Source organism: Flavobacterium sp. NRK F7, assembly GCF_024054195.1.
Lineage (GTDB): Bacteria > Bacteroidota > Bacteroidia > Flavobacteriales > Flavobacteriaceae > Flavobacterium.
In genome coordinates, this window is the sequence record NZ_JAMXLB010000001.1 from 2,454,254 (window position 1) to 2,481,247 (window position 26,994).

The window sequence follows — 26,994 nt, forward strand, 5'->3', positions numbered from 1 at the left end:
AACCCGAAAAACCTATAAAATAGAGTAGGGACCAACTTATAAAAATTCAAAATGGAATCTAGAAAAAAACTAAAATTATTATTGCTACTGTGTAGTCTTTTTTTAATCAATATGAATGTGTTTTCTCAAAACAGAGAGGAAAGCGAATCAATTGAAATTTCAAAAGAAATGTTTGATAGAATAAAACTTTGGCAAGAAGCAGGAAGAAACCAAAGAGTTCCTTTAGATCAATATTTACAAAATTATTACGTTACAAATGATACCGTATCAGTTATTGTAAATAAACTACGAGAAAGTAGTCGATCCAAAAAAACTTCTTGTGGATGTATTACTTTAAATGTAAATAGTTCGTATGAAATGGCTCCCGCTTCTGGTGGAGTTTATTACCCTTATGAAGATCAAGGAGGTTTAACCACTTGGGCAAGAACAAATATAAATGGAGCGTCTTCAGTGCAAAGATTGTATCTTAATTCTATGGATGGTAATACCGACTATGAATATTCGAATATTATTAACAATCAATCGGGTTCGACTACAGCTCATGCTAGAATGTCTTTTAACTATCTGTGTACCAATGGTAGTCTTTTACCTGAAGATTGTGGTTGTGACAAAACCATATATGTAAAATCGGGTTATTATGGTTATGGATCAGTATATACAGAAGTAGGAGGAATCTTAAACAATCGTTTTTCTAGAGGTTCAGTTGATGACGCGTCTGTTTTAGTTAAAATAGATCAATATCAATCTACCACAGATTTAGCTGTTTTAAAAGCGGGTTCGATGTTGGTTTCAAGATGGCAACATGAACAATGGAATCCACAAGCATGGTCCAATTATCTTAATTTAGCAGCAAGTGTTACAGGTGTAGTTGTGTCGGTCGTTGGAGGAGCTCCATTACCTCCTTTAGGAAATATAGCAGATCAAATAGCAGCTGCTGCAAACACACCAACCATAATTCAATTAGGTTCAAATGATACTAATGGAACAGCTGAAGGTAATTTTGCAGTAAATTACGATGGTGGAATAACTTTAAGTCCTAATCATATTGTAACTGTACAAATGGTTTCTAGTACCAGAGTTTTTGCAAAAGGAAATAAAAAATATCGTTCTCATGTAAATCGTACGAGTGACTTCTATATTTCAGCGGTATTACCATTTAATGATTCTAATCCAGAGTGTTGTATGGAAAAATATGCAAAATGGGTTAGTGCCTCTTCTGGAGGATATGGCGTGCAAGCTTATGGGAATACGGGTTTAAGAAATGGAATTTCAAGTCATGTTACGCTTTGGTCACCATGGAATAATTTATTTGATAATAATGGAGACGGAAATATTGACATCAATACTTCTATAGGTTATGGTAACAATTCAAAAGAATGTATTGTTTGTGGTCTTGATCCTATTACCGGAATGTCAGTGAGAGCAAACGGATTAAATATAAATAGTAATACTAGACCTGCTATTTTTACTTGGAATGGTCAAATGAATGTATCTAATTATGTTCTTTACATTTATAATGCTTCGGGTGTATTAATTCATACTATAACTACTAGTTCACCACCAGTTACAGTTAATTTAGCTCCTGGTAATTATAGTTTTAAAGTAAAGGCAAATTGTGAAAATGGAAGTGCAACTACATCAAGTTTAACTAACTTTGAGGTTAAAGAATTATATGCTGAACAAGATCCTCGAGATTTATCTTTTGGTAAAACAGGAGTTTCTAGTCAACTAATTTTATATCCAAATCCAACCACAGAAAATACTGTAATTCAAGTTGATAAATCTGAAAAAATACTTTCTTACACTATCTATGATAACACTGGAATGATTGTAAAAACTGAAAAAATTACGGGTGATTTTAATGAAAAGTCAATTCCGTTAAGTGATGTAAGAAAAGGTTTTTATCTAATTACAGTTGAAACCAATAAACAAGTTTACAAAGAGAAATTAATTAAGGAATAATATTTATAAAATTAGTAAAGGTTCGGTTGTTTGTATTATATAGCAACCGAACCTTCTTATTAAAATTTTCAACACTCTTATTTTTTTAATATTGACAAAAATTAACTTCTTTAAATTCATATTAAATATTTTTTTAGCAAAAAAAATAGGAATACAATAAAATAAATTCTGCTAATTTAATATATTTATGCAAAATTTATATATATGGATGTAATTACGTGTCCTAAATGCAACGGTTCAACTCTTGTAAAAAGTGGTATAATTAAAGACAGACAGCGCTATTTATGCAAGTCATGTACCTATTATTTCACGGTAAATAAGTTAGGAAAAAAGATAGATGATTATTATGTTACCAAAGCCTTACAGTTGTATTTAGAAGGTTTAAGTTTTAGAGAAATAGAAAGAATTATTGGAGTTTCTCATGTATCTATTAGTAATTGGGTGAAAGAATATAAAATAAAAAAGCCACCACATCCTAATTATCATCCTAGTTATAAAATATTTAAGCATAATGAATTAGTAGAATATTTAAAAACAAAAGAACAATTATCAGGAGCAGGCATGATTATTACCGAGCTGGGAGACAAGTTCATGCTCATAAAATGGGAGCGCTTTAAAGATTAACTATACTACTTTACGCTTATATATATATTTTTTTATTCTACAGAAAATAATTTCAAAATTTGATTGAACAAATTAACTAAAATCAAATTTTAAATTATGAAAAAAATACTATTTATTATTGGATTACTTTTTTCAGCTTTAACATTTTCTCAAGGTTCTCCTGATTATGAAGGCGGACTTAAAGTCAAAATTAATGAAGAAGGTACAAAATACTTTAGAATCATATCTTGGGCACAATTCTGGGCGCAACATAATTCAGATCGTCCTCTAGACGCTAATGGTAATGAGCAATCTGACTTAAATTTTAGCATTCGTAGAGCTCGTATCTTAATGTATGCTCAAATTAGTCCAGATTTCTTAATCTTAACGCATTTTGGATTGAATAGCTTAAATGCAGAAAATATGAGCCCGACAGGTACTCGTGATGCTTCACAATTGTTTTTTCATGATGTTTGGGCACAATATAGTCTAGGAAAAAATCATGCAATTGGTGGTGGTTTACATTATTGGAATGGTATTTCTCGTTTGAACAATCAAAGCACGTTAAACATTATGACATTGGATAACCAAAGACAAGCATGGGCAACTTTAGGGTTGTCGGATCAATTCGCTAGACATTTAGGAGTATATATGAAAGGGTCGTTTGGAAAATTGCAATACCGAGTATCTATTAATGAAGCCGAAACCAATAATCTAGATGTTTCAACACCGGTAAATGACGGACCTGCTTCTTATACTGGAAGACGTTTATTAGGATCTAAAGAAGCAGGAAAAGTATATGCTGGTTATTTTGATTATGCCTTTTTTGACTCAGAAAGTAATTTTTTACCCTATAAAGTAGGATCTTATGTAGGTACTAAAAAAGTATTCAATATTGGCGCTGGTTTCTTTTTACATCCTAGTGGCGCAGTGGTTGCTGATGCTACTGGAAATTTAAGTGGAGAAGATGTTAGTATTTTTGCAGTAGATGCCTTCTATGACGCACCACTTGGTAGCAAAGGAGGTGCGATTACGGCTTATGCTTTGTACCAAAATGCTGATTATGGTAAGGATTTCAGATTAGGAACAACCTATGAAACAGGTTCACTAGTACACGGACATTTAGGCTATGTTTTACCCATTCAAACGAAGGCAAAAATCCAACCTTATTTATCTTATGATTCTAGAAAAATTGATGCAATTGATGATAATGCTTCGCAATTAGGTATTGGTACTAATTTCTATTTAAGTGGTCACAATTCCAAACTTACTTTGGAATACCAAACCTTAAAATATGCTGATAATGATGCCATCAATACAATCACTTTACAGGCAATGATTTACTTATAAATAAACCAAAAAATAAATATTATGAGCGAAAAACAAAAACACGCTACTGCGTATTGGAAGGAAAACTTAAAATACCTTCTTATTTTATTAAGTATTTGGTTCGCTGTTTCTTATGGAGCGGGGATACTCTTTAAAGATGCTTTAAATGAAGTTAAAATTGGTGGGTTTCCTTTAGGATTTTGGTTTGCCCAACAAGGATCAATTTATGTGTTTGTGATATTGATTTTTGTATACGTTCGATTAATGAACAAACTCGATAAAAAATTCGGTTTTGACGAATAATAATTAGTAATCTAAAAATAAAATATCATGAATGTACAAGTTTGGACTTACATTATTGTAGGGATTACATTTGCTTTATATATAGGAATAGCAATTTGGTCTAGAGCTGGATCAACTAAAGAATTTTATGTTGCTGGTGGAGGTGTTTCTCCCTTAGCAAATGGGATGGCAACTGCTGCCGATTGGATGTCTGCAGCTTCATTTATTTCCATGGCTGGAATCATTTCCTTTGCAGGATATGATGGTGCCGTATATCTGATGGGGTGGACAGGAGGTTATGTGTTATTAGCATTATTGTTAGCACCTTATTTGAGAAAATTTGGAAAGTTTACAGTTCCTGATTTTATTGGGGAACGCTATTATTCAAACACGGCTCGTACTGTTGCTGTAGTTTGTGCATTAATTGTTTCTTTTACCTATGTTGCAGGTCAAATGAGAGGCGTTGGAGTCGTTTTTTCAAGATTTTTGGAAGTTGAAATTGAAACAGGTGTTATTATAGGTATGGTAATTGTTCTTTTTTATGCGGTTTTAGGAGGAATGAAAGGAATAACTTACACTCAAGTAGCACAGTATTGTGTCTTAATTTTTGCTTTTATGGTTCCAGCCATCTTTATTTCCATTCAAATGACAGGAAATCCAATTCCGCAATTAGGTATGGGTGGCACTGTAACAGGTGGAGACAATATGTATCTATTGGATAAATTAAATGGATTATCAACAGAATTAGGCTTTGCAGAATATACCAATGGTTCTAAATCATTAATTGACGTTTTTGCCATAACTTTAGCCTTAATGGTAGGTACAGCCGGTCTTCCTCATGTAATTGTTCGTTTCTTTACCGTTAAAAAAGTAAAAGATGCTCGTAAATCTGCTGGATGGGCCTTGTTATTAATTGCGATTTTATACACAACAGCCCCAGCGGTTGCCGTATTTGCAAAAACGAATTTGATTGAAACGGTTAGTGATAAAAATTATGCAGATATGCCGAAATGGTTTACCAATTGGGAAAAAACAGGTTTATTAAAGTATGAAGATAAAAATGGAGATGGAAAAATTCAATACTATAATGATAAATCAAAAGACGAGACATTTCTAGCAGCTCAAGAAGCAAAAGGATTAAAAGGAAGTGAATTAACTATTGATAATGATATTATGGTGCTAGCAAATCCAGAAATCGCACAATTACCAAATTGGGTGATCGCTTTAGTAGCTGCTGGTGCTTTAGCAGCTGCATTATCCACTGCAGCCGGACTTTTATTAGTTATTTCTTCTTCTGTTTCTCATGATTTAATTAAAAAAATGGTTAATCCTAATATTTCTGAAAAAGGAGAATTATGGGCCGCTCGTGGTGCTGCAACTGTAGCAGTTGTAATTGCAGGATATTTTGGAATTAATCCTCCAGGGTTTGTAGCAGCTGTTGTGGCTCTAGCTTTTGGTTTGGCAGCTGCTTCCTTTTTTCCAGCAATTATTTTAGGTATCTTCCATAAAAAAATGAATAAAGAAGGAGCAATTGCTGGGATGATTGTAGGATTATTGCTAATGCTTTTCTACATGCTTAAATTTAAATTTGGTTTGTTTGATGGCGGTAAAGATGCTGTGGCTGGACTAAAAGATAGTTGGTGGTTTGGAATTTCTCCAGAAGGTTTTGGTACAATTGCAATGATTGTAAATTTCATTGTTGCTTTTGTAGTAAATAGTTTTACTAAAGAACCTCCTCATGATGTTCAAGAAATTGTAGAGCATATACGAATTCCATCTGGAGCAGGAGAGGCAACTGGCCATTAAAAAAAGTAAAGGATTTAAAAAACGCTGTAAAGTATTACAGCGTTTTTTTTAGTTTAAAAGATAAAATCGTATTTTTAAACAGATTAAAAAAACAAATGAAAAAAAGACATCAACAAAAACTAGTCGTTTTAACAGTTTTTCTTTTTCTAACCTTAAACATCCCTTTACTTTTATTATTTGATAGTAGTGAAGCCTTTATTGGTATTCCTATATTCTATATTTATATTTTTTCCATTTGGGCTTGTTCTATTTTGGTTTCTCTCTTTATAGTGAATCGATATTATGAATAGTATAGCTTTAATTTTAGTTCTATTGTTGTACTTAACTTTTCTTTTTTTTATTGCGCATTGGGCTGAAAAGAAAGAAAATTTAAGGTGGGCAAATAATCCCTACGTTTATTCCCTTTCATTAGCCGTGTACTGTACGGCATGGACCTATTATGGAAGTATTGGTGTGGCTGCTAATTCTGGGTTGAATTATTTAACCATTTACATTGGCCCCATAATAATCATTCCTGCATGGATTATCATTTTAAGGAAAATTATTCGTATTTCCAGATTAAATAATGTATCCAGTATTGCCGATTTTATTTCGCTACGATATGGTAATAGTCGGTTCTTAGGTGCTTTAGTAACTTTAATTTGTTTAGCAGCTATTCTTCCTTATATAGCCTTACAATTGAAAGCTATTTCAGAAACCTTTCATGTAGTTACTAAAACTCCAGAGAATTCTTTAATCATATTAGATACTACCACTTATGTTGCGGTCGCTTTAGCGCTATTTGCTTCCTATTATGGAACAAAATATGTAGATGCATCTGAAAAAAGAAAAGGAATTATAACTGCTGTGGCAATGGAAAGCACTTTAAAATTAATTTTTTTCGTACTCATTGGTTTGTATGTTACGTATGTTGTTTATGATGGGTATGGTGATATTTATCAAAAAGCCTCATTATTAGAACACTTTCATGAAAAAAATACCATTGGAAGTATAGAAAATGGAATGAATTGGTTCTTTTTATGTATGTTATCCTTATTTGCAATATTTTTATTACCAAGACAATTTCATGTTTCAGTTGTAGAAAATAATAGAGAAAGACACATTAAAACCGCTTTATGGCTATTTCCATTATATCTTTTCATTTTTAATCTTTTTGTTTTTCCTATTGCTTGGGGTGGAAATGTACTTTTTTCTGGAGAAGTGAAAAATGCGGATACATTTTCATTGTTAATTCCTCAATTTTATAATAATACTTTTTTAACAGTACTTGTATTTTTAGGTGGTTTTTCAGCAGCTATATCAATGATAATAGTCTCTAGTATTAGTTTATCTACGATGCTAAGTAACAATCTTTTAATACCTTATACTTTTTTAGGAAAGTTAAAGAATGAAACACAAGAGATTAATAATAAAAAAATTGTAAACATCAGAAAAGTGGGTATTTTTTTGTTAATCATAATTGCCTATCTCATTTACCGTTTTTTTGCCTTAGATTATAGTTTGGGTTCGATTGGATTAGTTTCTTTTGTCATTATTGGCCAATTGGCACCCTCCTTTTTTGGAGCATTATTTTGGAGAAGAGGATCTAGTTTAGGGGCTAAAAGCGGTATTATTATTGGTTTTTTAGTTTGTTTATACACCTTATTGATTCCATATGCTTATGGATTAACTAGCTCAACAAATACCTTTATTACTTCGGGTTTGTTTGGTACAGATTTACTAAAACCATTAGCCTTATTTGGACTAGATTATTTGTCGCCAATTGCTCACGCCTTTTTTTGGAGTCTTTTATTTAATTCAATGACGTATTTTGCTGTTTCTGTCAGTTTTAAGGGAAACTATCGAGAACGAAATTATGCAGAAATGTATATTGATATTGATAAATACAGTACCAATCATGAAAATGCTTTTGTTTGGAGAGGAACTGCTTACACAAGAGATATTGAAAAAGTGTTATTAAAATTTCTTGGTGAAGATCGTACCCAAAGAGCGATGGCAATTTTTAATACGAAATACAATGTAGATAAAAATCAAGAAATGGCCGATGCTCGTTTGGTTAAATTTGCAGAGAATCTCTTGACAGGACATATTGGAACAGCTTCAGCAAAAATTTTAATCTCAAGTGTTGTAAAAGAAGAAAAGATAACGTTACCCGAAGTTTTAAAAATTTTGGAAGAATCCAATGAAACAATCTTAATCAATAAAAAATTGACAGAAACTTCAAATGAGCTGAAAAAAATTACCAATCAATTACAACTAGCAAATGAAAATTTAGTTGTTAAAGACAAGCAAAAAGATGATTTTTTAGATACGGTTACCCATGAATTGCGAACCCCTATAACAGCTATTCGTGCAGCCAGTGAAATTTTAATAGATGATGATGATATTCCCGAAACAATAAGAAAACAATTTTTAACCAATATTATTTCTGAATCTGATCGTTTAAATCGTCTAATCGATAAGATATTAGATTTAGAAAAATTAGAAACGGGTAAACAAAAATTAAATCTAACTCTAAATGATTTTCATCAAACCTTGCTCAAAACAATAGAACCCTTACAACAATTAATTAAGAATAAAAATATTGCAGTTCAAATTAAAAATGATTTGCCAATACATCTTATGTATGACGAAGATCGAATCATTCAAGTAGTAACTAATTTACTATCAAATGCTATTAAATTTTGTCCTGATGAAAATGGAGTTATAGGCATTCAAATTCTTGAAAAAGAGCAATTTTATGAAATAAATGTAATAGATAATGGTAAAGGAATCGATGAAAAAGATGCGGATATGATTTTTGATAAATTTTATCAGTCTGACAATCAAAATATTAAAAAGCCACACGGTAGTGGTTTAGGACTTGCCATCTGCAAACAAATTATCGAATTGCATAAAGGAAAAATTTGGGCAAAAAACAATGATAATACAGGCGCATGTTTTACTTTTACACTTTTAAAATAATAGAAATAAAAGACACAATTCAATGAAGAAAATACTGCTAGTTGATGACGAACCCAATATAATCATGTCTTTAGAATATACGTTTAAAAAAAATAATTATGAAGTTTTTATAGCTCGTGATGGTCAAGAAGCGTTAGAAATTTTAAAAACACAAATTCCAGATGCTATCATTCTAGATATTATGATGCCAAATGTAGACGGCTATGCTACCTTGGAACAAATTAAAAAAAATCATGCTTTGCAAGATTGTAAAGTCATTTTTTTATCAGCAAAGAATAAAGAATCAGATATTCAAAAAGGATTAGAATTAGGCGCTAGTGCTTATTTAACGAAACCTTTTTCTTTAAAAAAATTAGTGGATCAAGTAAAAGAATTACTAGAATAGTATAAATTTTAACTATATCAATTTAGCAAAATTATCTTTACATCTTCTTAATAGAATTATTATATTTACCTAACGAATAAAAAATTTAAACAAATGAGCTATTATAAAATAAATGACTTAGAGAATTATTTTAAAATGTACAAAAAATCGGTTCGTGAACCTAGAAAATTTTGGGATAAAATTGCTGACGAAAATTTTAGTTGGTACCAAAGATGGGACAAGGTTTTCGAATTTGATTTAGAAGAAGCTCAATTTAAATGGTTTACCAATGCAAAAGTAAACATCGTAAAAAATTGTATTGACCGTCACTTAAATAAAAGAGGAGATAAAACTGCTATTATTTTTGAACCCAATAATCCTGAGGAAGAAGCCCAACACATTACTTATAACGAATTATATGTGAAAGTGGCTAAAATGGCAAATGTGCTTAAATCACAAGGTATTAAAAAAGGAGATCGAGTTTGTATTTATCTACCAATGATTCCCGAATTAGCCGTAGCAGTTTTAGCATGTGCTCGAATAGGAGCCATACATTCTGTAGTTTTTGCTGGTTTTTCTTCAAATGCATTATCAAGCCGAATTAATGATAGCCTTTGTAAAATGGTCATCACATCTGATGGTGGTTTTAGAGGTAATAAAACTATTAATTTAAAAGCAATAGTAGATGAAGCTTTAAAAGATTGCCCAAGTGTAGAAAAAGTATTAGTAGCTAAAAGAACCAATGAAAATGTAGCGATAAAAGAAGGTAGAGACTTATGGTTACAACCTCTTTTAGACGAAGCTATTGATAATCATGTGGCAGAAATTATGGACGCCGAAGATCCATTATTTATTTTATATACTTCAGGTTCTACAGGCAAACCAAAAGGAATGGTTCATACTACTGCTGGATATATGGTTTACACCGCTTATACCTTTAAAAATGTTTTCAATTACGAAGAAAATGATGTGTACTGGTGTACTGCAGATATTGGTTGGATAACGGGCCACTCTTATATTGTTTATGGACCCTTATTAAATGGGGCAACTACCGTTATGTTTGAAGGTGTACCATCTTATCCTGATTTCAGTCGTTTTTGGCAAGTAATTGAAAAACATAAAGTCACTCAATTTTATACGGCACCAACCGCTATTCGTGCTTTAGCAAAAGAAAGCGTTGATTATGTAAAAGGGTTTCCTTTAAGTAGCCTAAAAGTAATTGGTTCAGTAGGTGAGCCTATTAATGAGGAAGCATGGCATTGGTATAACGATCATGTAGGTGGTAAAAGATGTCCGTTAGTGGATACATGGTGGCAAACGGAAACGGGTGGTATCATGATTTCTCCAATACCCTTTGTAACGCCTACAAAACCTACGTACGCTTCTTTACCTTTACCAGGAATTCAACCCGTCTTAATGGATGAATTGCGAAATGAAATTGAAGGTAATCAAGTAACAGGTAGCTTGTGTATTAAATTCCCATGGCCATCTATGGCAAGAACAATTTGGGGTGATCATGAACGTTATAAACAAACCTATTTTTCTGCTTATCCAGGAAAATATTTTACTGGTGATGGTGCGCTTCGCGATGAAGTAGGGTATTATAGAATTACGGGTAGAGTAGACGATGTCATTATCGTTTCTGGTCATAATTTAGGAACGGCTCCTATTGAAGATACTATTAACGAGCATCCAGCTGTTGCAGAAAGTGCTATCGTTGGTTTCCCTCATGATGTAAAAGGAAATGCTTTATACGGTTTTGTAATTTTAAAAGAATCAGGTGAAAGTAGAAACCAAGATAATTTAAGAAACGAAATTAACAACCTAATTGCCGATAAAATTGGCCCCATATCTAAGTTAGATAAAATTCAATTTGTGAATGGCTTACCAAAAACACGTTCTGGAAAAATTATGCGTCGAATTTTACGTAAAATTGCTGAAGGTGAAGAAGGTAATTTTGGCGATATCACTACTTTATTAAATCCCGAAATTGTTGAGGAAATAAAAAATGGTAAATTGTAAAATAAATCATAAATAATACTAAAAAAGGTTGTTCTATTTGGACAGCCTTTTTTCTTTTTTAAAATGGCATTATTGCCTAAAAAATAGTACATTTATACTCCTAAATTTCTTTAATAATGCAAATCATAAAAGTAGCTTCTCCCTCAGATTCATTGCTTTTTGGGAAGGCTAACAAGTATCATTATGTGGATAGTTTTCAAGGAAGTATCATCGATACAAATAATACCATAACACCCTTAGCAGTATTGAAAGCTTTTTTTCAAACCAGTCCCAAATGGGTAAGTGCTTTGCTTTCATTAAGAAATAGAATCGTGAAAGTTCTCGGTTTAAAAACCAGCCAAAATAGTAAAAATAAAGAAGAGCTAATCGCAAACTTAAAGGGAGTTCCAAATGAACAAATTGGACTATTTAAAATTTTCGAAAGTTCACCCAATGAAATTGTAATGGGTGAAGATGATAAACATCTTAATTTTAGGGTTCCCTTTTTTTAGACTCCTCTTCATCACATCATGAATTAAAAAACATTATCATTACAACCACAGTACAATTTAATAATATTTTTGGGAAATTATATTTTTTACCTGTAAAGCCTTTTCATCATCAAATTGTACCTAGCATTTTAAAAGGAATTATTAAAGAATTAAAATCAAATAGCACACAATTATCATAATGAATCCAAATGTTCACGTTAAAATAGTTGAAGATACACTATCTGAAAATGTAACCCAATTGTTACAACAACTCAATCCATCAATAGCAGTTGAAATAATAAAAAAACGTCAAGCAGAAATGTTTCAATATCCAAATTATATCTGTTTTGGATTATATATAGACCATAAACTCATTGGAATAACTTGCGCATGGATTATGACCCGTATTTATTGTGGAAAACAAATAGAAATAGATAACGTTATTTTAGATGATAAACATCAATCAAAAGGATATGGTAATATTTTATTAGATTTTATCGAAAATTGGGCAAAAGAAAATCAATGTGAAACCATTGAATTGAATACCTATGTTCAAAATTCAAGGTCACATAAGTTTTATTTTTTAAAAAACTATAACATTTTGGGATTTCATTTTCAAAAAAAATTAAACAAATAACCCTATTACGCACTATAAAAAACGTTTTAAAACAAATAATATAAGCTAAACAAGGGTTAAATAGTACGATTTTTCACACTTTTTAGCTTATCTTAGCTATATGAACAAACAAACAGAAATTGGAATAATAGGTGGTGGTTTAGCGGGCTTAACAGCGGCATTACATCTTCTTAACCAAGGTTTTTCTGTAACTATTTTTGAGAAAAATGCATATCCTAAACATAAAGTTTGTGGTGAGTTTGTTTCAAATGAAGTATATTCCTATTTAAATTCATTAGGAATTGATATAACCTCTTTACATCCTTCAAAAATTAATACAACAATGATTTCTAATCGAGATGGGAAAAGTATTTCTGCTTCTTTAGAAATGGGAGGTTTTGGTGTAAGTCGTTATATATTTGATTCATATTTAGCTGAAAAAGTAGTGGCGTTAAGTGGAAGAATTATAAAAGATACCGTTTCCAAAGTAGATTTCATTAACGATGCCTTTTTAATTACTACAGAAAATAATAAAACTTTTTCTTTTATTCAAGTTTTAGGAGCTTATGGAAAACGTTCAAATTTGGATGTTATTTTAAAGCGAAAATTTATTCAACGTAAATCTCCCTGGTTGGCAGTAAAAATGCACTATTCTGTAAATTATCCCAATACTTTAGTAGGTTTGTATAATTTTAAAGGTGGTTATTGTGGCGTTTCACAAGTAGAAAATAAAGTGGTCAATATTTGCTATTTAGTACAATATAAAGTTTTTAAAAAATATAAAAATATTGAAGCTTTTCAAGAAAACGTTCTATATCAAAATCAAAAACTAAAAAAAATTTTTTCACAAGCAACTCCTTTATTTGAAAAACCATTAACCATAAGTCAGGTTTCATTTGAAAATAAGCCTAAAATAGAAAATCATATAGTAATGATTGGTGATACAGCGGGTTTAATTCATCCACTTTGCGGAAATGGCATGGCAATGGCTATTCATAGTGCTAAATTAGCAAGCGAATTGGTTATCTCATTTCTTAAAAAAGAGATAAATAGAGACCAACTAGAACGTTCCTACAGTACTATTTGGGATCAAAACTTTAAAAAAAGAATACAATTTGGAAAGGTATTATCTACAATTCTGTTGAATAATTTCGCCTCAAATATAGTAATGAAAATGATTGCTTTTTTTCCATCCATTTTGCCTTTTATTATCAAAAAAACACATGGAAAAGAAGTTCTAGATAACATTTGAAAAAATAACAAAATTTGAAAAAAATAAACACAAAACATCGAACGGAAGAAGAAGAGATTATGGATGATTTTTCTCTGAAAGGAGAAGAATTACGAGAAGCTTTGGATAAAATTGCAGTTATAAATCGATTGTTAGGTGGCAATAAATTGACTTTAGAAGGTATTCAAAAATTACTAACAGCTACAAAGGACAAACACATAACAATAGTAGATGTCGGATGCGGAAATGGCGATATGTTACGTGCATTAGCCGATTTTGGTAAAAAAAAGAAGTATACCTTTCATCTTATAGGGATAGATGCCAATGCTTTTACAATTGAATATGCAAAACAATTGTCATCTAGTTATCCTATGATTCAATATGAATGCTGGGATATTTTTGAGGAAGCATTTCGCAAATTAAAATATGACATCGTATTATGCACTTTGACGTTGCATCATTTTAAAAACAATCAGATCGATTATTTATTGCAGTTGTTTAATAATAATGCAAAATTGGGAATTGTGATAAATGATTTGCATAGAAATAGAATTGCTTATCGCTTATTTCAATTGCTTTGTTTTGTTTTCCAACTCAACAAAATGTCTCGCGAAGACGGGTTAATTTCCATTTTGAGAGGTTTTAAAAAGAAAGAATTAGTTCAGTTTTCTGAAAAAAATAATTTAAAAAACTATTCCGTTCATTGGAAATGGGCCTTTCGTTACCAATGGATTATTCAAAAATAAAATAGAAAAGAGATTCCACTTCGACTCTCTATATACATGTAAAAATATGTCGGTAAAAATAATAACAGTAACAACACAAGTCCCACAATTTTCAAGGGAAACAGCAGAAATTTTTCCTTTTTTGGACATATGGCTTGCCAACCAAGAGGATCGTTTCAAACGAAAAGTGAAGAAAATTTTTGAAGGGGCTCAAGTTGATAAACGATACTCTATTATGAGTCCTGAAGAAGTATTTTCGCTTCAATCGTTTGAGCAACGAAATGCTATCTATGCCAGAGAAATGATTGTTTTAGGGGAAAAAGTGCTTCAAAAAGCCTTACAAAAAGCAAATTGGTCAACCGAAAGTCTTGATTTTATTATTACAGTAAGTTGTACCGGTATCATGATTCCCTCTTTAGATGCTTATTTAATTAATAAATTAGGACTCAAACAAGATATTGTTCGATTACCAGTAACTGAAATGGGATGTGTAGGTGGGGTTTCGGGTATTATTTATGCTAAAAATTTTCTAAAAGCCAATCCTAATAAACGGGCTGCAGTAATTACAGTTGAAAGTCCAACCGCCACTTTTCAACTAGATGATTTTTCAATGGCAAATATTGTAAGTGCAGCTATTTTTGGTGATGGAGCAGCTTGTGTCTTACTTTCTTCTTACGAAAACGAGGAAGGTCCTAAAATTTTAGATGAATCCATGTATCATTTTTATGATAACGAACATATGATGGGCTTTGAACTAACCAATTCGGGTTTAAAAATGATTTTAGATATAGAAGTTCCCAATACAATTGAAGCGCATTTTCCAAAGATTATTCATCCTTTTTTGAAAAAAAATCAATTGACTATTGCCAATATTGATCATTTAATATTTCATCCTGGTGGAAAAAAAATAATTACCTTAGTAGAAGGTTTGTTTTCAGAATTAGGTAAAAATATCGATGATACGAAAGAAGTTTTGCGATTGTATGGAAATATGTCAAGTGCCACTGTATTGTATGTCCTTGAGCGCATAGTATTAAAGCAACCAAATAAAGGAGAAAAAGGGATTATGCTTAGTTTTGGACCTGGTTTTACTGCCCAACGGATATTATTAGAATGGTAAGAAAAGTAATGTCTATAATCGGAAATCAAAATGAATAATCAAGATATTATTAATAAGCTACCTTATTCCAAACCTTTTTTGTTTGTGGATGAAATTATTTCAATTACTGAAAATGGAGTAGTAGGTACCTTCATTTTTAATGAAAACTTGGATTTCTATAAAGGACATTTTAAAAATAATCCGATTACACCTGGTGTTATACTAATAGAAACCATGGCACAAATTGGATTAGTATGTTTAGGAATCTATTTAAGTGATTCTGAAAAAAAAGAAAGTATTGCTTTTACATCCTCTGAAATTGAGTTTTTAAAACCCGTATATCCAAATGAAAAAGTAATGGTCATTTCTGAAAAAATTTATTATCGTTTTGGAAAACTGAAATGTAAAGTAAAAATGATAAATGAAAATAATGAAGTAATTTGTACAGGAACTTTAGCAGGGATGGTAACTTAGGAAGTATACCTATTTAATTGGTTTAAAGATGTTTAAAGTTGTTTTAAGTTAATTTTTAAAGTTATAATTAAAATTTTAATTGAATTTGAAAAAAAGAGTCGTCATAACAGGTCTAGGCATTGTTGCTCCAAATGGTATCGATTTGGATGCTTTTACCCATGCTATTAAAAATGGAATTTCGGGCATCAAATTTCAACCTGAATTAGAACGCTTGAAATTTTCTTGTCAAATAGCAGGTACACCTGAAATATCAGAAAAAATGAAACGAAATTATTTCAACGAATTAGAATTGCGTAGTTTTAATTCGAGTGGTATTTTATATGGGGTTATTGCTGCTATAGACGCTTGGAAAGATGCTGGTTTAACTTTGGAAAATAACAATCAACCCGATTGGAATAGTGGAACTATTTTTGGTACAGGAACATCAGGAATTGAAACCTTTAGAGAAGCCATTTATAAAATTGATGACTTTCAAACGAGAAGATTAGGAAGCACCGTTGTTGCACAAACCATGGCTAGTGGTATTTCCGCTTATATTGGAGGAAAATTAGGATTAGGAAATCAAGTCTCTACTAATTCTTCCGCTTGTACAACTGGAACTGAAAGCATACTATTAGGATTGGAACGCATTCAAAATGGAAAAGCTAAAAGAATGTTGGTAGGTAGTACGAGTGATTCTGGACCCTATATTTGGGGCGGTTTCGATGCCATGCGAGTATGTACGTTCAAGCATAATGATACCCCAGAAAAAGGCTCAAGACCAATGAGTGCAAGTGCTTCTGGATTTGTTCCAAGTAGTGGAGCAGGAGCTTTGGTAATAGAAGAATTAGAAAGTGCTTTAGAAAGGGGAGCCAAAATTTATGCAGAAATTACAGGTGGCCATGTAAATTCAGGTGGCCAACGTGGTGAAGGAACGATGACTGCGCCCAACCCAATTGCAGTTCAAAAATGCATTAGGGCAGCTTTAGAAGATGCAGCAATTCATCCCAATGAAATTGATGCCATAAATGGTCATTTAACTGCCACAACAAAAGATACCTTAGAAATTGAAAATTGGACCCAAGCTTTGCAGCGAAAAGGGACTAATTTTCCGTACATTAATTCGCTTAAATCCATGATAGGTCATGGTTTATCTGCTTCTGGAAGTATGGAATCAGTAGCTACAGTACTTCAAATTTATGAAGGATTTATTTTCCCAAATATAAATTGTGATGATATACATCCTAATATATTAGAATTAATTGGAGAAAATTCCATTCCGCAACAAATGATTAAGAAATCCTTAAATGTGGTTGCAAAAGCCAGTTTTGGTTTTGGAGATGTAAATGGTTGTCTTATCTTTAAAAAATATTAAAAATCTAAAAAAAACATGACAAAAGAAGCAATTATAGAAAAATTAAAGCCTATCGTGCAACCCTTTGTAAAAAATGAAGAGGCATTTAAAAATCTTAATGATACTACCGATTTTATAACCGATTTAAATATCAATTCTGCAAATTTAGTAGATATTGTTCTAGATATTGAAGAAGCATTCCATATTGAAATTGATAATGAATCCATGGAAAAGATGCTTACTGTGGAAAATACAGTAGCGATAATTCAAAAAAAATTAGCAGCACAATAATGGGCAATGATATTGTTGATTTAGCATTGGCGAAAAGAGAAAGTAACTGGAAAAGAAAAGGCTATTTGAATAAGCTTTTTACTGATTTGGAACAAAACTATATACGTACTGCTAAAAATCAAGATATAATGGTTTGGATACTTTGGTCTTTGAAAGAAAGTACGTATAAAGCTTATCAAAGAATACAAATTAATAGAGGTTTTTATCCCGAAAAAATTAAGATTAAAAGTTTAGAAATTAAAGATTCTATAGCTCTTTCTACGCTCGAATTATTTGGAATGGATTTTTTTGGTAAAACAATAATTACAACTGACTGGATTCATTCAATCGTAACAACAAAATTTTCTCATTTAAATCAAATCATTGAAGTTACTCCTCAATGTATTAAGAAAGACAAAAATTTCTTACCTTACTGTGCCTTAACTAATCAAAGCATTTCGATTAGTCATCATGGTGCTTATCAAAAAATAATACAATTCAAATCATAAAATAAATAAGATGTCACAATCAAAAATTAAAAAATTAGGAGAATTAGCTTCAACGGCCATATGTGGAAATGATATTAGCTCTTCCGTACTCTATGTTTCTGCATTGTCCATTTTTTATGCGGGTCAGTATGCTTGGATAACACTTTTAATTGTTGCATTTGTTTTATTTTTATTTCGTAAAATATATGGAGAAGTTGTAGGTGCTTTACCTCTAAATGGAGGTGCTTATAATGCCTTATTAAATACAACCAGCAAACAATTAGCTTCTGTTGCTGCCACATTAACTTTATTGTCTTATATGGCCACAGCAGTAATTTCTGCTAATGAAGCCATGCACTATTTACATCATTTAGTACCTCAAATGCCTATATTATTAGCTACCATAGTATTATTAGCTCTATTTGCAGCATTAGTTATAGGGGGAATTTCAGAATCAGCTAAAGTTGCAATAGGTATTTTCCTTTTTCATTTAACTTCCTTGTTTATACTCACTTTATTTATTGTATACTACTTCTTTTATAATGGTTTTGACCAATTTATTGAAAATTGGCATTTACCCACTCATGGTAGTATAACTATGGCTATTTTCTTTGGTTTTTCAGCCTCCATGTTAGGTGTTTCAGGATTTGAAAGTTCGGCCAATTTTGTAGAAGAGCAAAAAAAAGGTGTTTTTCCTAAAACCTTGCGAAACATGTGGATTGTGGTAAGTATCATTAATCCATTAATGGCATTTTTTGCCCTAAGTATATTTAATATGGACATGTTGCAAAGTGACGCTTTTCAAAATACTTTATTAATTGAAATGGGCCTTTTTGTTGGTGGAAAATGGGTAGCTATGCTAATTGCTATCGATGCAGTTTTGGTATTAAGTGGAGCCGTTTTAACCAGCTATGTTGGTGTTTCAGGATTATTAGAACGAATGACATTGGATCGCATTTTACCCAATATGCTTTTAAAGAAAAACAAAAGGGGAAGTTCTTACCGAATTATTGCCTTATTTTTTATTTTAAGTGTTTCGGTTCTATTAATTACGAAAGGAAATGTAAAACTATTAGCTGGAGTTTATACCATATCCTTTTTATCGGTAATGGCTTTGTTTGGTTTTGGTAACATCTTATTAAAATTAAAAAGAGCCAAATTACCACGGCCTGAAAAAGCAAGTTGGATTGCTGTAATTATTGCAATAACTGCTGTTTTAATTGCTTTAACTGGAAATATTTTGATGGAACCTAAAGATAATTTACCAAGCAATGTTCAGGTGTTTTTACCTTATTTTATCATTACAATTGGTTTTATTGTGATGATGTTGAAACGTATAGTTGTTTTAAAAGCCATTTTAAGTATTTTTAAATATTTCAATACAAAGATTATCAATTTAATTAATAGTATCATTATTCAAGAATTTGTTTTCTTTACTAAAAATGATGACTTAGAACATTTGAATATTGTGATGTTATACATTAAAGAAAACGAACAAACTAAAAAGATAAAAATTGTTACTGTAGTAAAACCAAATGAAACGGCTTCTGAACGCTTACGAAATGATATTGCTTTTTTAGATAGAGAATATCCTGAAATAAAAATTGACTTTATTGAAATTGAAGGAGAATTTGGTCCTAAATTAATCAATGAATTGTCTAAAAAATGGAAAATCCCAGTAAATTTTATGTTTATAGCCTCACCAAGTGATAAGTTTCCCTATAAAATTGAGGAATTAGGTGGTGTCCGATTGATAATGTAAATCTTAAATTCCTAATTTTCTTTTTAGTTTTAAAAATAGGAGTGCTGTGATATAGGCATCACCAGTTGCGGTATGTCTATCGGTTTTTCGTATATTAAAAACAGAGCAAAGTTCGTCTAGAGAAGTATGTTGTTCTTCTGGAAAATGTTTCCATTTTTGGTACATAATATCCGTATCCATATATTGATTTTTTAATCTGCCTGCATCCATTCGATCCAAGGCTTCATTAATCATTTCAATATCAAAGGCAATATGATGTCCTACAAGCGTTGCATTTTTTATAAAATTTAAAAAATGAATGACAGCTTCTTGTTCGCTAATTTTAGGCAGATTTCCTTCTTTTAAAATACCATGAATGGGCACTGTTGCTGCATTAAAGATTTCTTGTGAAATGAGAACTTGGAAATAATCGTTCACCACAATTTGATTTCCAATAATAGCAACAGCTCCAATCGATAAAATACGATCATTAAGGGTATCTAATCCGGTGGTTTCACTGTCGAAAACGACATATCTCCTCTCGTTATTTTTTTCCTCAAAATAGGAGAGATACGTTTTCCAAAAAGGAGGATACTCTTTAATTATATTTTTAAAAGGCCATTTCATATTACGTAAAATAAGTCAACTTAAAGCGATTTTTGATTACTTCCTGAATATCGTTAATTGGTTGAAAATCATTTTTAAGTTTTACTTTATCTAATTTTGTTAACTCGTTCAAATTTAAATACCTACCGTCAGAATTGTGTTCTAAACCTTCTTCAGTTCTAAATTTTAATAATTCCAAAAATGCTTCTTCACATGATTTATAAATTACCGCATTTTGAGGTTCAATTTCTGCTAATTTAGCAAAACGCAAGGCCGTATTATTTATATTTCGAATACCTACACTTAAAATTAAAATACGTGCTGCATCTACTAATGGAAGTAATGCTCTTGATTTAATATCGAAGGTATCTTTGTGTTCTCCATCATTTTCAACTAAAAATTGTCTAAAAAAGCCTAAAGGTGCTGGATTTTCTAATGCATTGGCACCTAAATAGGCATAAAATAATTGGTTGTCATGTGTTTCTTTTAAAATGGTATTGGTAATTTCATGCATTAAATTTTCATCACCATACACGAAATCATAATCAAAAAAGATGGTACACATTAATATTCCTTTTTCACCAGGATGATGTATCCAACTATAAAATTGATTTTGCCATTCACTTACTGATTTACACCACATGGGGTTACTTGCCATCATGTTAGCAGGACAAAATTCGTAACCAATTGTATTTAATTTTTTAGTTACAATATCCGCTAAGGCAATAAAATAATTTTTTACTTCATCGTATTGGGCTTCACTTACATCTTCAAAAACCAATGCATTATCTTGATCGGTTAGTAATAATTGCTCTTTCCTTCCTTGACTTCCCACATTCAACCAAGCAAAACGAGTAGGAGGAGGTGTACCTAATTTTTCAATCGCTTGTTCAATGGCTCTTTTGGTAATCGCAATATTAATTTCTCCTACAATCGAACAGATATGATAAATAGGTATGTCTTTGTCAATTGAATTTTGAATCAAATCGGTTACTTTCTCACGAATACTTTTTAAATCATTGGTATTTTGCGCTCTTCTCGTTTGACGTAATAAAACACCAGGATTATTAGCTTGAGCTACTACAATATCATGTTCTGAAATAATACCTTTTATTTCGGAAAGATTGGTGCCATCTTTAGTTACACACAAATGCGCTACATTATGTTTTAACATCATCATTTGGGCTTCAACCACAGAAATATTTTCCGCTACTGTAATTACTGGTGAAGACATTATTTTATCAATTGTAATATCTATAGGATGTAAACCTGTGGCAATTTTAGAACGCAAATCTTTATCGGTTAAAATCCCTACAGGTAACTTATTTTCATGGATAATAATACTACCAATCTTTTTGTTTGTCATTGTTTGTGCCACATGTCTTACTATATCTAAAGTAGAAGCTGTAACCGGATTTTTGGTATAATGAATGGGTTGGTAATATTGAATCTCGTTAGAAGTATCATCATAAATTACATTTTCAGAAAGCAATTTTCCTTTATTTTTTTTATCTAAAGGGTTTCTGGTATTTGAAGCAAAGCTTTGTAATAAAAACTCTAAAACACTTGCATTTTTTATAACTATAGGTTTAAAAATTGCAATAGGTATAGCATATATGATAGATTCTTCACGAGCTTTTGCATTCATTAAATAATTATCTTTTGCAAAAAAAGGGCGTAATCCTAATATATCACCTTCATCACATTTATCAATTAAAACATCATCTGAATCTGATGTTATACTTAATCCAATAGCTCCAGAGGCTACTACATAAAAGGCATCATGTGTTTCATCATTTACTTTGAATAAATAATCATTTTTTTCAAGATATAAAACACTTACACTTTGTGCTATTGTAAATAAATTATCATCATCTATACTTTTAAAAGGGTGAAACTTTTTTAAAAAATCATGAATTCTTTCTGCAATTGCATTTTTCATATACTTAAGACTCTCAATTGAACATTTAAATATACTAGATTTTTATATATATTGGGATTTAAAACTGATATTTTTCTTTTATAAAAAAAATCTTGTTGTATCCTTAATCTATTGAATTATATAGCAAAAAAACATCTTTTATTTTATGACATTTGTTAAAAAAAGTGATTATTTTTTCAAAATATTATTTTTATTAAAAAAAAATAGTATTTTTACGTAATCGATTACGAAAAATTTTTTAAAAGAATGATTACAACAGAATTTAGATATGCGTCTCATCCAAATGATGCAAGAAAATATGATACTGATGAAATAAGAAAACAATTCCTTATTGAAAATCTATTTCAACCCGATAAAATACAGTTAACGTACTCCATGTATGATAGATATATTGTAGGAGGAATTATGCCTGTAACTGAAAATTTACAATTGCAAAGTATTGCTTATTTAAAATCTGAAAACTTTTTGGATAGAAGAGAATTAGGAATTATTAATGTGGGTGGAAAAGGTAAAGTTACGGTTGATGGTGAAGTATTTGAATTGCATAAAAAAGAAGCTTTATATATAGGGTCTGGAGCAGTATCTGTTTTGTTTTCAAGCAGTGAACAAAATCCAGCTTTATTTTATATTAATTCTGCTCCTGCTCATAAACATTTTCCAACTAAGAAAGTAACGAAAGAAAATGCTGAAATTGTGCATTTAGGAGAAGAAAAGTATTCTAATAAAAGAATCATTAATAAGCTTTTAGTAAATAGTGTAGTTGAAACCTGTCAGTTACAAATGGGATTAACAGAACTTTTGCCTGGAAATGTTTGGAACACCATGCCAGCACATACTCATAATAGAAGAATGGAAGCCTATTTCTATTTTGATTTGGAAGACGGACAAACAATAGCTCATTTTATGGGCGAACCCGAACATACAAGGCATCTATTTTTACAAAATAACCAAGCGGTTTTATCTCCAGAGTGGTCTATTCATTCTGGTTCTGGTACATCAAATTATTCCTTTATTTGGGGAATGGCGGGTGAAAATTTAGATTATGGAGATATGGATATTGTGACACCAAATGAATTAAAATAAGATGAATTTATTTGATTTAAAAGGGAAAAGAGCTTTAATAACAGGTGGAACACATGGCCTAGGTATGGCCATGGCAGAAGGATTAGCAACTGCTGGTGCTGAATTAGTAATTACAGGTACTACACCTGCAAAAATGGAAGAAGCTTTAAATTATTATAAAGGTAAAGGATATGGCGCTTCCGGTTATTTATTTGATGTTACCAATGAATTAGATGCTGCCAAATATTTTTCAATCATTACGAAAGAATTAGGAGACATACATATATTAGTTAATAATGCAGGAATAATCAAGAGAGAATTAGCGGTTAGTATGCCTGTATCCGATTTTAGAAAAGTAATTGATGTGGATTTAGTTGGTCCTTTCATAATGTCACAATTAGTAGCGAAACAAATGATAGAAAGAAGAGAAGGAAAAATTATCAATATCTGTTCTATGATGAGTGAATTGGGTCGTAATACGGTTTCAGCTTATGCAGCGGCAAAAGGGGGTTTGAAAATGCTAACAAAGAATTTAGCCACGGAATGGGCAAAATATAATATTCAAGTTAATGGAATTGGACCTGGATATTTTGCTACCTCACAAACAGAACCCATTCGTGTAGATGGTCATCCTTTTAATGATTTTATAATTAATAGAACGCCGGCAGCTCGATGGGGAAACCCTGATGATTTAGCTGGAACTGTCATTTTTTTAGCCTCTAAAGCAAGTGACTTTGTAAATGGTCAAATTATATATGTTGATGGTGGCATATTGGCTACTATTGGTAAACCTTCTAACGAAGACTAATTTTATTAAAATGAGCAAATACTTTATAAACGATAATTTTCTTCTTGAAAATAAATATGCGGAAGAGTTATATCATAACTATTCTAAAAACCAACCTATTATAGATTATCACAATCATTTATCTCCTCAATTAATTGCAGAGGATCATGTTTTTGAAAATATAACTAAAGTGTGGATTAATGGCGATCATTATAAATGGAGAGCGATGCGTACTTTGGGTGTTAACGAACAATTTATAACAGGAAATGCTTCTGACAGAGAGAAATTTCAACAATGGGGAAAAACCGTTCCTTATACCATGAGAAATCCTTTGTATCATTGGACACATTTAGAATTAGCACGCTATTTTGACATCCACGAATTATTAAATGAAAAATCGGCTAATACTATTTATGATGCTGCAACTGAAAAAATAAAAACAAATGCTTTTAGCACTCAAAATTTATTGCGCAAAGTAAATGCAGAGTTAGTTTGTACTACTGAAGATCCAATTGATAACTTAAAGTATCATAAGCAAGTAGCAAATAGTAATTTTGAAATAAAAGTCAGTACTGCTTTTAGGCCTGATAAAGCTATTTTAATAGCCAATGAGGGTTATAATGACTACTTAGATACTTTGGCTTCCGTTTCAGGAATAGAAATTAATTCGTATACCAATTTATGTGAAGCGCTTTTAAAAAGAATGCATTATTTTAATGAAAATGGATGTAAACTTTCAGATCATGGTTTAGAGCATATTTATTATGAAAATTTTACGGCTGCTGAAATTGATACGATATTTAAAAGAAAGCGTCAAAATGGAGTTTTAAATCAGGAAGAAATTTTAAAATTTCAAAGTGCCATTTTATTGTTTCTCTCAGAATCTTATCATGAATTAGGTTGGGTACAGCAATTTCACTTAGGTGCTTTACGAAATAATAATGCACGCATGCATCGTATTTTAGGACCAGATACGGGTTGGGATTCCATTGGAGATTATCCACAGGCTCAAAAACTAGCCGCTTTTTTAAATGCTTTAGACAGCAATGATAAATTGACTAAAACGATAATTTATAATTTAAATCCATCTGATAATGAAGTGATGGCAACTATGATTGGTAATTTTAATGATGGAAGTATAAAAGGGAAAGTGCAATTGGGTTCTGGATGGTGGTTTTTAGATCAAAAAGACGGTATGACCAAACAATTAAATGCCTTATCCAATATGGGATTAATTAGCTGTTTTATAGGTATGTTAACCGATTCTAGAAGTTTTTTATCTTTTCCTAGACACGAATATTTTAGAAGAATATTATGCAATCTTTTAGGAGATGAAATTCAAAGAGGGGAATTACCAAATGAAATGGAATGGATTGGTAAAATGGTAGCCGATATTAGTTATCATAACGCTAAAGAATATTTTAATTTTTAAAATTATGTCAAGTACAACACTATTTTTTAATGATGATAGTATCAGTTGGGAATTTGTAACCGATAAAATACAAAGAAAAATAATGGGTTTTGATGAAACTATGATGATGGTAAAAGTTCATTTTGAAACAGGTGGTATTGGCACGATTCATTCTCATAAGCATACACAAACAACCTACATTACAGAAGGTGTTTTTGAAGTAATTATCGATAATGAAACCAAAACCTTACAAGGGGGTGATTCTTTTTTTATTCCTTCCAATGTTAGGCATGGCGTGATTTGTAAAAAAGCAGGAATTTTAATTGATGTTTTTCACCCAATGAGAAACGATTTTATTACTAATGAAACATAGAAATGAATACAGTAGTTAGTTTTGGAGAAATCATGTTGCGTTTGTCAACTGAAAGACATTTGCGATTCGGCCAATCAAAAAGTTTTGCTGCATCTTATGGTGGAGGCGAATTCAATGTCGCTGTTTCGTTAGCAAATTATGGCATTGAGGCAGAATTTGTAACGCGCATACCAGATAATGAAATCGGTCATTGTGCTTTAAAAGAAATGCGTAAAATGAATGTTATTTCCGAAAATGTTCTTTTTGGTGGCGATCGATTAGGTATTTATTTTTTAGAAACAGGTGCAGGAAATAGAGGCAGTAATGTCGTTTATGATAGAGCCAATAGTGCAATTGCAACGATTCAACCAGGTACTTTTGATTGGGAAAAAATTCTAAAGGGAAAAACATGGTTTCATTGGAGTGGCATTACTCCCGCAATTTCACAAAATGCTGCTGACGAATGTTTGTTAGCTATTAAAACGGCTCATAAATTAGGTCTAACCATTTCATGTGACTTAAATTATCGCTCTAAACTATGGAAATATGGTAGAACTCCTGCAGACATTATGCCTGAATTACTTCAATATTGTCATGTTATTTTAGGAGATATAGACACAGCTTATTTTATGTTAGGAAAAGAAAAAGTAGCTCCAAACTATGCAGATGAAAATGCATTGCCTAGTTTATATGAAAAACTTTTTGATCATTGTAAGAATTTAAAAATAGCGGCTACCACCTTACGCTATTCCATTAATGCATCACACCAAAAAATTGGAGGTATTTTATATGATGGGAAAAAAATTTATAAAGCAGCAGTTAAAGAAGTTACACCAGTTGTCGATAGAGTAGGTACAGGTGATGCTTTTATGGGAGGGTTAATTTATGGGTTATTAAATCCATCTTTTGAAAATCAAAAAACATTAGAATTTGCAGTAGCTGCTTGCTGTTTAAAACATACTATTGTGGGGGATTATAATTTAGCTACTTTAGAAGAAATAGAGCATATTATTGAAGGAGATGGTTCTGCAAAAGTGTCTCGTTAAATAGCTTCA

26 protein-coding genes and 1 pseudogene are annotated in these 26,994 nt (G+C 31.3%); 25 read left to right on the forward strand and 2 right to left on the reverse strand.

Annotated features, from left to right (window positions below):
* The first annotated feature begins 51 nt into the window (after positions 1–51).
* The 20 genes and pseudogenes from NHF47_RS11095 to NHF47_RS11185 all read left to right on the forward strand — a co-directional run bounded on the left by NHF47_RS11095 (position 52) and on the right by NHF47_RS11185 (position 19,800).
* Positions 52–1,962 (forward strand): T9SS type A sorting domain-containing protein, encoded by a 1,911-nt coding sequence (locus NHF47_RS11095; protein ID WP_252764986.1) that lies wholly within the window; start codon positions 52–54, stop codon positions 1,960–1,962.
* Between the two features lie 204 nt (positions 1,963–2,166).
* A complete protein-coding gene (locus NHF47_RS11100) occupies positions 2,167–2,586 on the forward strand; it encodes a hypothetical protein (protein WP_252764987.1) in 420 nt (139 codons plus the stop codon).
* A gap of 96 nt (positions 2,587–2,682) precedes the next feature.
* The gene (locus NHF47_RS11105; protein WP_252764988.1) at positions 2,683–3,915 is read left to right on the forward strand and encodes a hypothetical protein; all 1,233 of its coding nucleotides are present in this window, start codon (positions 2,683–2,685) and stop codon (positions 3,913–3,915) included.
* A gap of 21 nt (positions 3,916–3,936) precedes the next feature.
* Positions 3,937–4,197, forward strand: coding sequence for a DUF4212 domain-containing protein (locus NHF47_RS11110; protein WP_140996644.1), 261 nt, complete (start codon positions 3,937–3,939; stop codon positions 4,195–4,197).
* Positions 4,198–4,224: 27 nt separating this feature from the next.
* A complete protein-coding gene (locus NHF47_RS11115; RefSeq protein ID WP_252764989.1) occupies positions 4,225–5,982 on the forward strand; it encodes a sodium:solute symporter family protein in 1,758 nt (585 codons plus the stop codon).
* A gap of 95 nt (positions 5,983–6,077) precedes the next feature.
* Positions 6,078–6,272: a hypothetical protein gene (locus tag NHF47_RS11120; RefSeq protein ID WP_252764990.1), complete on the forward strand. Its 195-nt coding sequence runs from the start codon at positions 6,078–6,080 to the stop codon at positions 6,270–6,272.
* Positions 6,265–8,946, forward strand: coding sequence for an ATP-binding protein (locus NHF47_RS11125; RefSeq protein WP_252764991.1), 2,682 nt, complete (start codon positions 6,265–6,267; stop codon positions 8,944–8,946). Before NHF47_RS11120 ends, NHF47_RS11125 begins: the two co-directional genes overlap by 8 nt.
* A gap of 22 nt (positions 8,947–8,968) precedes the next feature.
* Positions 8,969–9,331 carry a response regulator transcription factor gene (locus NHF47_RS11130; protein ID WP_252764992.1) on the forward strand — a complete coding sequence of 121 codons (363 nt, stop codon included), beginning with the start codon at positions 8,969–8,971 and terminating at the stop codon, positions 9,329–9,331.
* 93 nt (positions 9,332–9,424) lie between these two features.
* Positions 9,425–11,332, forward strand: coding sequence for an acetate--CoA ligase (acs, locus tag NHF47_RS11135; protein ID WP_252764993.1), 1,908 nt, complete (start codon positions 9,425–9,427; stop codon positions 11,330–11,332).
* A 116-nt stretch (positions 11,333–11,448) separates the two neighbouring features.
* Complete coding sequence (locus NHF47_RS11140; protein ID WP_252764994.1) at positions 11,449–11,823, forward strand: DUF2867 domain-containing protein; 375 nt, start codon at positions 11,449–11,451, stop codon at positions 11,821–11,823.
* A 29-nt stretch (positions 11,824–11,852) separates the two neighbouring features.
* Positions 11,853–12,002, forward strand: a pseudogene (locus NHF47_RS17310) (DUF2867 domain-containing protein); the annotation flags it as partial.
* Entirely contained in the window at positions 12,002–12,439 is a 438-nt protein-coding gene (locus tag NHF47_RS11145) for a GNAT family N-acetyltransferase (RefSeq protein WP_252764995.1), read from the forward strand. The pseudogene NHF47_RS17310 and the gene NHF47_RS11145, both read left to right, overlap by 1 nt.
* Positions 12,440–12,539: 100 nt before the next feature.
* Positions 12,540–13,670, forward strand: coding sequence for an NAD(P)/FAD-dependent oxidoreductase (locus tag NHF47_RS11150; protein ID WP_252764996.1), 1,131 nt, complete (start codon positions 12,540–12,542; stop codon positions 13,668–13,670).
* A 59-nt stretch (positions 13,671–13,729) separates the two neighbouring features.
* Positions 13,730–14,395, forward strand: coding sequence for a methyltransferase domain-containing protein (locus tag NHF47_RS11155; RefSeq protein ID WP_252766091.1), 666 nt, complete (start codon positions 13,730–13,732; stop codon positions 14,393–14,395).
* 46 nt (positions 14,396–14,441) lie between these two features.
* A complete protein-coding gene (locus NHF47_RS11160) occupies positions 14,442–15,494 on the forward strand; it encodes a type III polyketide synthase (protein ID WP_252764997.1) in 1,053 nt (350 codons plus the stop codon).
* A gap of 30 nt (positions 15,495–15,524) precedes the next feature.
* Entirely contained in the window at positions 15,525–15,947 is a 423-nt protein-coding gene (locus NHF47_RS11165) for a 3-hydroxyacyl-ACP dehydratase FabZ family protein (RefSeq protein WP_252764998.1), read from the forward strand.
* Positions 15,948–16,032: 85 nt separating this feature from the next.
* Positions 16,033–17,301, forward strand: coding sequence for a beta-ketoacyl synthase (locus NHF47_RS11170; RefSeq protein WP_252764999.1), 1,269 nt, complete (start codon positions 16,033–16,035; stop codon positions 17,299–17,301).
* A 15-nt stretch (positions 17,302–17,316) separates the two neighbouring features.
* Entirely contained in the window at positions 17,317–17,571 is a 255-nt protein-coding gene (locus NHF47_RS11175; protein WP_252765000.1) for an acyl carrier protein, read from the forward strand.
* Positions 17,571–18,059: a 4'-phosphopantetheinyl transferase superfamily protein gene (locus NHF47_RS11180; protein WP_252765001.1), complete on the forward strand. Its 489-nt coding sequence runs from the start codon at positions 17,571–17,573 to the stop codon at positions 18,057–18,059. Before NHF47_RS11175 ends, NHF47_RS11180 begins: the two co-directional genes overlap by 1 nt.
* A gap of 10 nt (positions 18,060–18,069) precedes the next feature.
* Positions 18,070–19,800, forward strand: a complete 1,731-nt coding sequence (locus tag NHF47_RS11185) for an APC family permease (RefSeq protein WP_252765002.1) — start codon at positions 18,070–18,072, stop codon at positions 19,798–19,800.
* A gap of 3 nt (positions 19,801–19,803) precedes the next feature.
* Here NHF47_RS11185 and NHF47_RS11190 read toward each other — a convergent pair whose 3' ends face one another.
* Positions 19,804–20,406, reverse strand: a complete 603-nt coding sequence (locus tag NHF47_RS11190) for a PolC-type DNA polymerase III (RefSeq protein WP_252765003.1) — start codon at positions 20,404–20,406, stop codon at positions 19,804–19,806.
* Position 20,407: 1 nt separating this feature from the next.
* Positions 20,408–22,327 carry a DUF294 nucleotidyltransferase-like domain-containing protein gene (locus NHF47_RS11195; RefSeq protein WP_252765004.1) on the reverse strand — a complete coding sequence of 640 codons (1,920 nt, stop codon included), beginning with the start codon at positions 22,325–22,327 and terminating at the stop codon, positions 20,408–20,410.
* Positions 22,328–22,573: 246 nt separating this feature from the next.
* Between NHF47_RS11195 and kduI the strand changes: the two genes are divergently transcribed.
* Genes kduI through NHF47_RS11220 form a run of 5 tightly spaced genes read left to right on the forward strand, consistent with a single transcriptional unit; the run spans position 22,574 to position 26,985 of the window.
* Complete coding sequence (gene kduI / locus NHF47_RS11200; RefSeq protein WP_252765005.1) at positions 22,574–23,410, forward strand: 5-dehydro-4-deoxy-D-glucuronate isomerase; 837 nt, start codon at positions 22,574–22,576, stop codon at positions 23,408–23,410.
* 1 nt (position 23,411) lies between these two features.
* Positions 23,412–24,197: a gluconate 5-dehydrogenase gene (locus NHF47_RS11205; RefSeq protein ID WP_252765006.1), complete on the forward strand. Its 786-nt coding sequence runs from the start codon at positions 23,412–23,414 to the stop codon at positions 24,195–24,197.
* Between the two features lie 10 nt (positions 24,198–24,207).
* Complete coding sequence (gene uxaC / locus NHF47_RS11210; RefSeq protein WP_252765007.1) at positions 24,208–25,608, forward strand: glucuronate isomerase; 1,401 nt, start codon at positions 24,208–24,210, stop codon at positions 25,606–25,608.
* 4 nt (positions 25,609–25,612) lie between these two features.
* Complete coding sequence (locus tag NHF47_RS11215) at positions 25,613–25,960, forward strand: cupin domain-containing protein (protein WP_252765008.1); 348 nt, start codon at positions 25,613–25,615, stop codon at positions 25,958–25,960.
* 2 nt (positions 25,961–25,962) lie between these two features.
* Positions 25,963–26,985: a sugar kinase gene (locus tag NHF47_RS11220; protein WP_252765009.1), complete on the forward strand. Its 1,023-nt coding sequence runs from the start codon at positions 25,963–25,965 to the stop codon at positions 26,983–26,985.
* Positions 26,986–26,994 lie beyond the last annotated feature (9 nt).

Bases quoted from the DNA above. Each gene is read 5' to 3' on its own strand.
- NHF47_RS11125 (WP_252764991.1), top strand. From the start codon at position 6,265: ATGAATAGTATAGCTTTAATTTTAGTTCTATTGTTGTACTTAACTTTT.
- NHF47_RS11185 (WP_252765002.1), top strand. From the start codon at position 18,070: ATGTCACAATCAAAAATTAAAAAATTAGGAGAATTAGCTTCAACGGCC.
- NHF47_RS11105 (WP_252764988.1), top strand. From the start codon at position 2,683: ATGAAAAAAATACTATTTATTATTGGATTACTTTTTTCAGCTTTAACA.
- NHF47_RS11145 (WP_252764995.1), top strand. From the start codon at position 12,002: ATGAATCCAAATGTTCACGTTAAAATAGTTGAAGATACACTATCTGAA.
- NHF47_RS11140 (WP_252764994.1), top strand. From the start codon at position 11,449: ATGCAAATCATAAAAGTAGCTTCTCCCTCAGATTCATTGCTTTTTGGG.
- NHF47_RS11095 (WP_252764986.1), top strand. From the start codon at position 52: ATGGAATCTAGAAAAAAACTAAAATTATTATTGCTACTGTGTAGTCTT.
- NHF47_RS11195 (WP_252765004.1), bottom strand. From the start codon at position 22,327: ATGAAAAATGCAATTGCAGAAAGAATTCATGATTTTTTAAAAAAGTTT.
- NHF47_RS11175 (WP_252765000.1), top strand. From the start codon at position 17,317: ATGACAAAAGAAGCAATTATAGAAAAATTAAAGCCTATCGTGCAACCC.
- NHF47_RS11165 (WP_252764998.1), top strand. From the start codon at position 15,525: ATGAATAATCAAGATATTATTAATAAGCTACCTTATTCCAAACCTTTT.
- NHF47_RS11120 (WP_252764990.1), top strand. From the start codon at position 6,078: ATGAAAAAAAGACATCAACAAAAACTAGTCGTTTTAACAGTTTTTCTT.
- NHF47_RS11110 (WP_140996644.1), top strand. From the start codon at position 3,937: ATGAGCGAAAAACAAAAACACGCTACTGCGTATTGGAAGGAAAACTTA.
- NHF47_RS11205 (WP_252765006.1), top strand. From the start codon at position 23,412: ATGAATTTATTTGATTTAAAAGGGAAAAGAGCTTTAATAACAGGTGGA.
- NHF47_RS11100 (WP_252764987.1), top strand. From the start codon at position 2,167: ATGGATGTAATTACGTGTCCTAAATGCAACGGTTCAACTCTTGTAAAA.
- NHF47_RS11115 (WP_252764989.1), top strand. From the start codon at position 4,225: ATGAATGTACAAGTTTGGACTTACATTATTGTAGGGATTACATTTGCT.
- kduI (WP_252765005.1), top strand. From the start codon at position 22,574: ATGATTACAACAGAATTTAGATATGCGTCTCATCCAAATGATGCAAGA.
- NHF47_RS11150 (WP_252764996.1), top strand. From the start codon at position 12,540: ATGAACAAACAAACAGAAATTGGAATAATAGGTGGTGGTTTAGCGGGC.
- NHF47_RS11220 (WP_252765009.1), top strand. From the start codon at position 25,963: ATGAATACAGTAGTTAGTTTTGGAGAAATCATGTTGCGTTTGTCAACT.
- NHF47_RS11215 (WP_252765008.1), top strand. From the start codon at position 25,613: ATGTCAAGTACAACACTATTTTTTAATGATGATAGTATCAGTTGGGAA.
- acs (WP_252764993.1), top strand. From the start codon at position 9,425: ATGAGCTATTATAAAATAAATGACTTAGAGAATTATTTTAAAATGTAC.
- uxaC (WP_252765007.1), top strand. From the start codon at position 24,208: ATGAGCAAATACTTTATAAACGATAATTTTCTTCTTGAAAATAAATAT.
- NHF47_RS11180 (WP_252765001.1), top strand. From the start codon at position 17,571: ATGGGCAATGATATTGTTGATTTAGCATTGGCGAAAAGAGAAAGTAAC.
- NHF47_RS11190 (WP_252765003.1), bottom strand. From the start codon at position 20,406: ATGAAATGGCCTTTTAAAAATATAATTAAAGAGTATCCTCCTTTTTGG.
- NHF47_RS11160 (WP_252764997.1), top strand. From the start codon at position 14,442: ATGTCGGTAAAAATAATAACAGTAACAACACAAGTCCCACAATTTTCA.
- NHF47_RS11130 (WP_252764992.1), top strand. From the start codon at position 8,969: ATGAAGAAAATACTGCTAGTTGATGACGAACCCAATATAATCATGTCT.
- NHF47_RS11155 (WP_252766091.1), top strand. From the start codon at position 13,730: ATGGATGATTTTTCTCTGAAAGGAGAAGAATTACGAGAAGCTTTGGAT.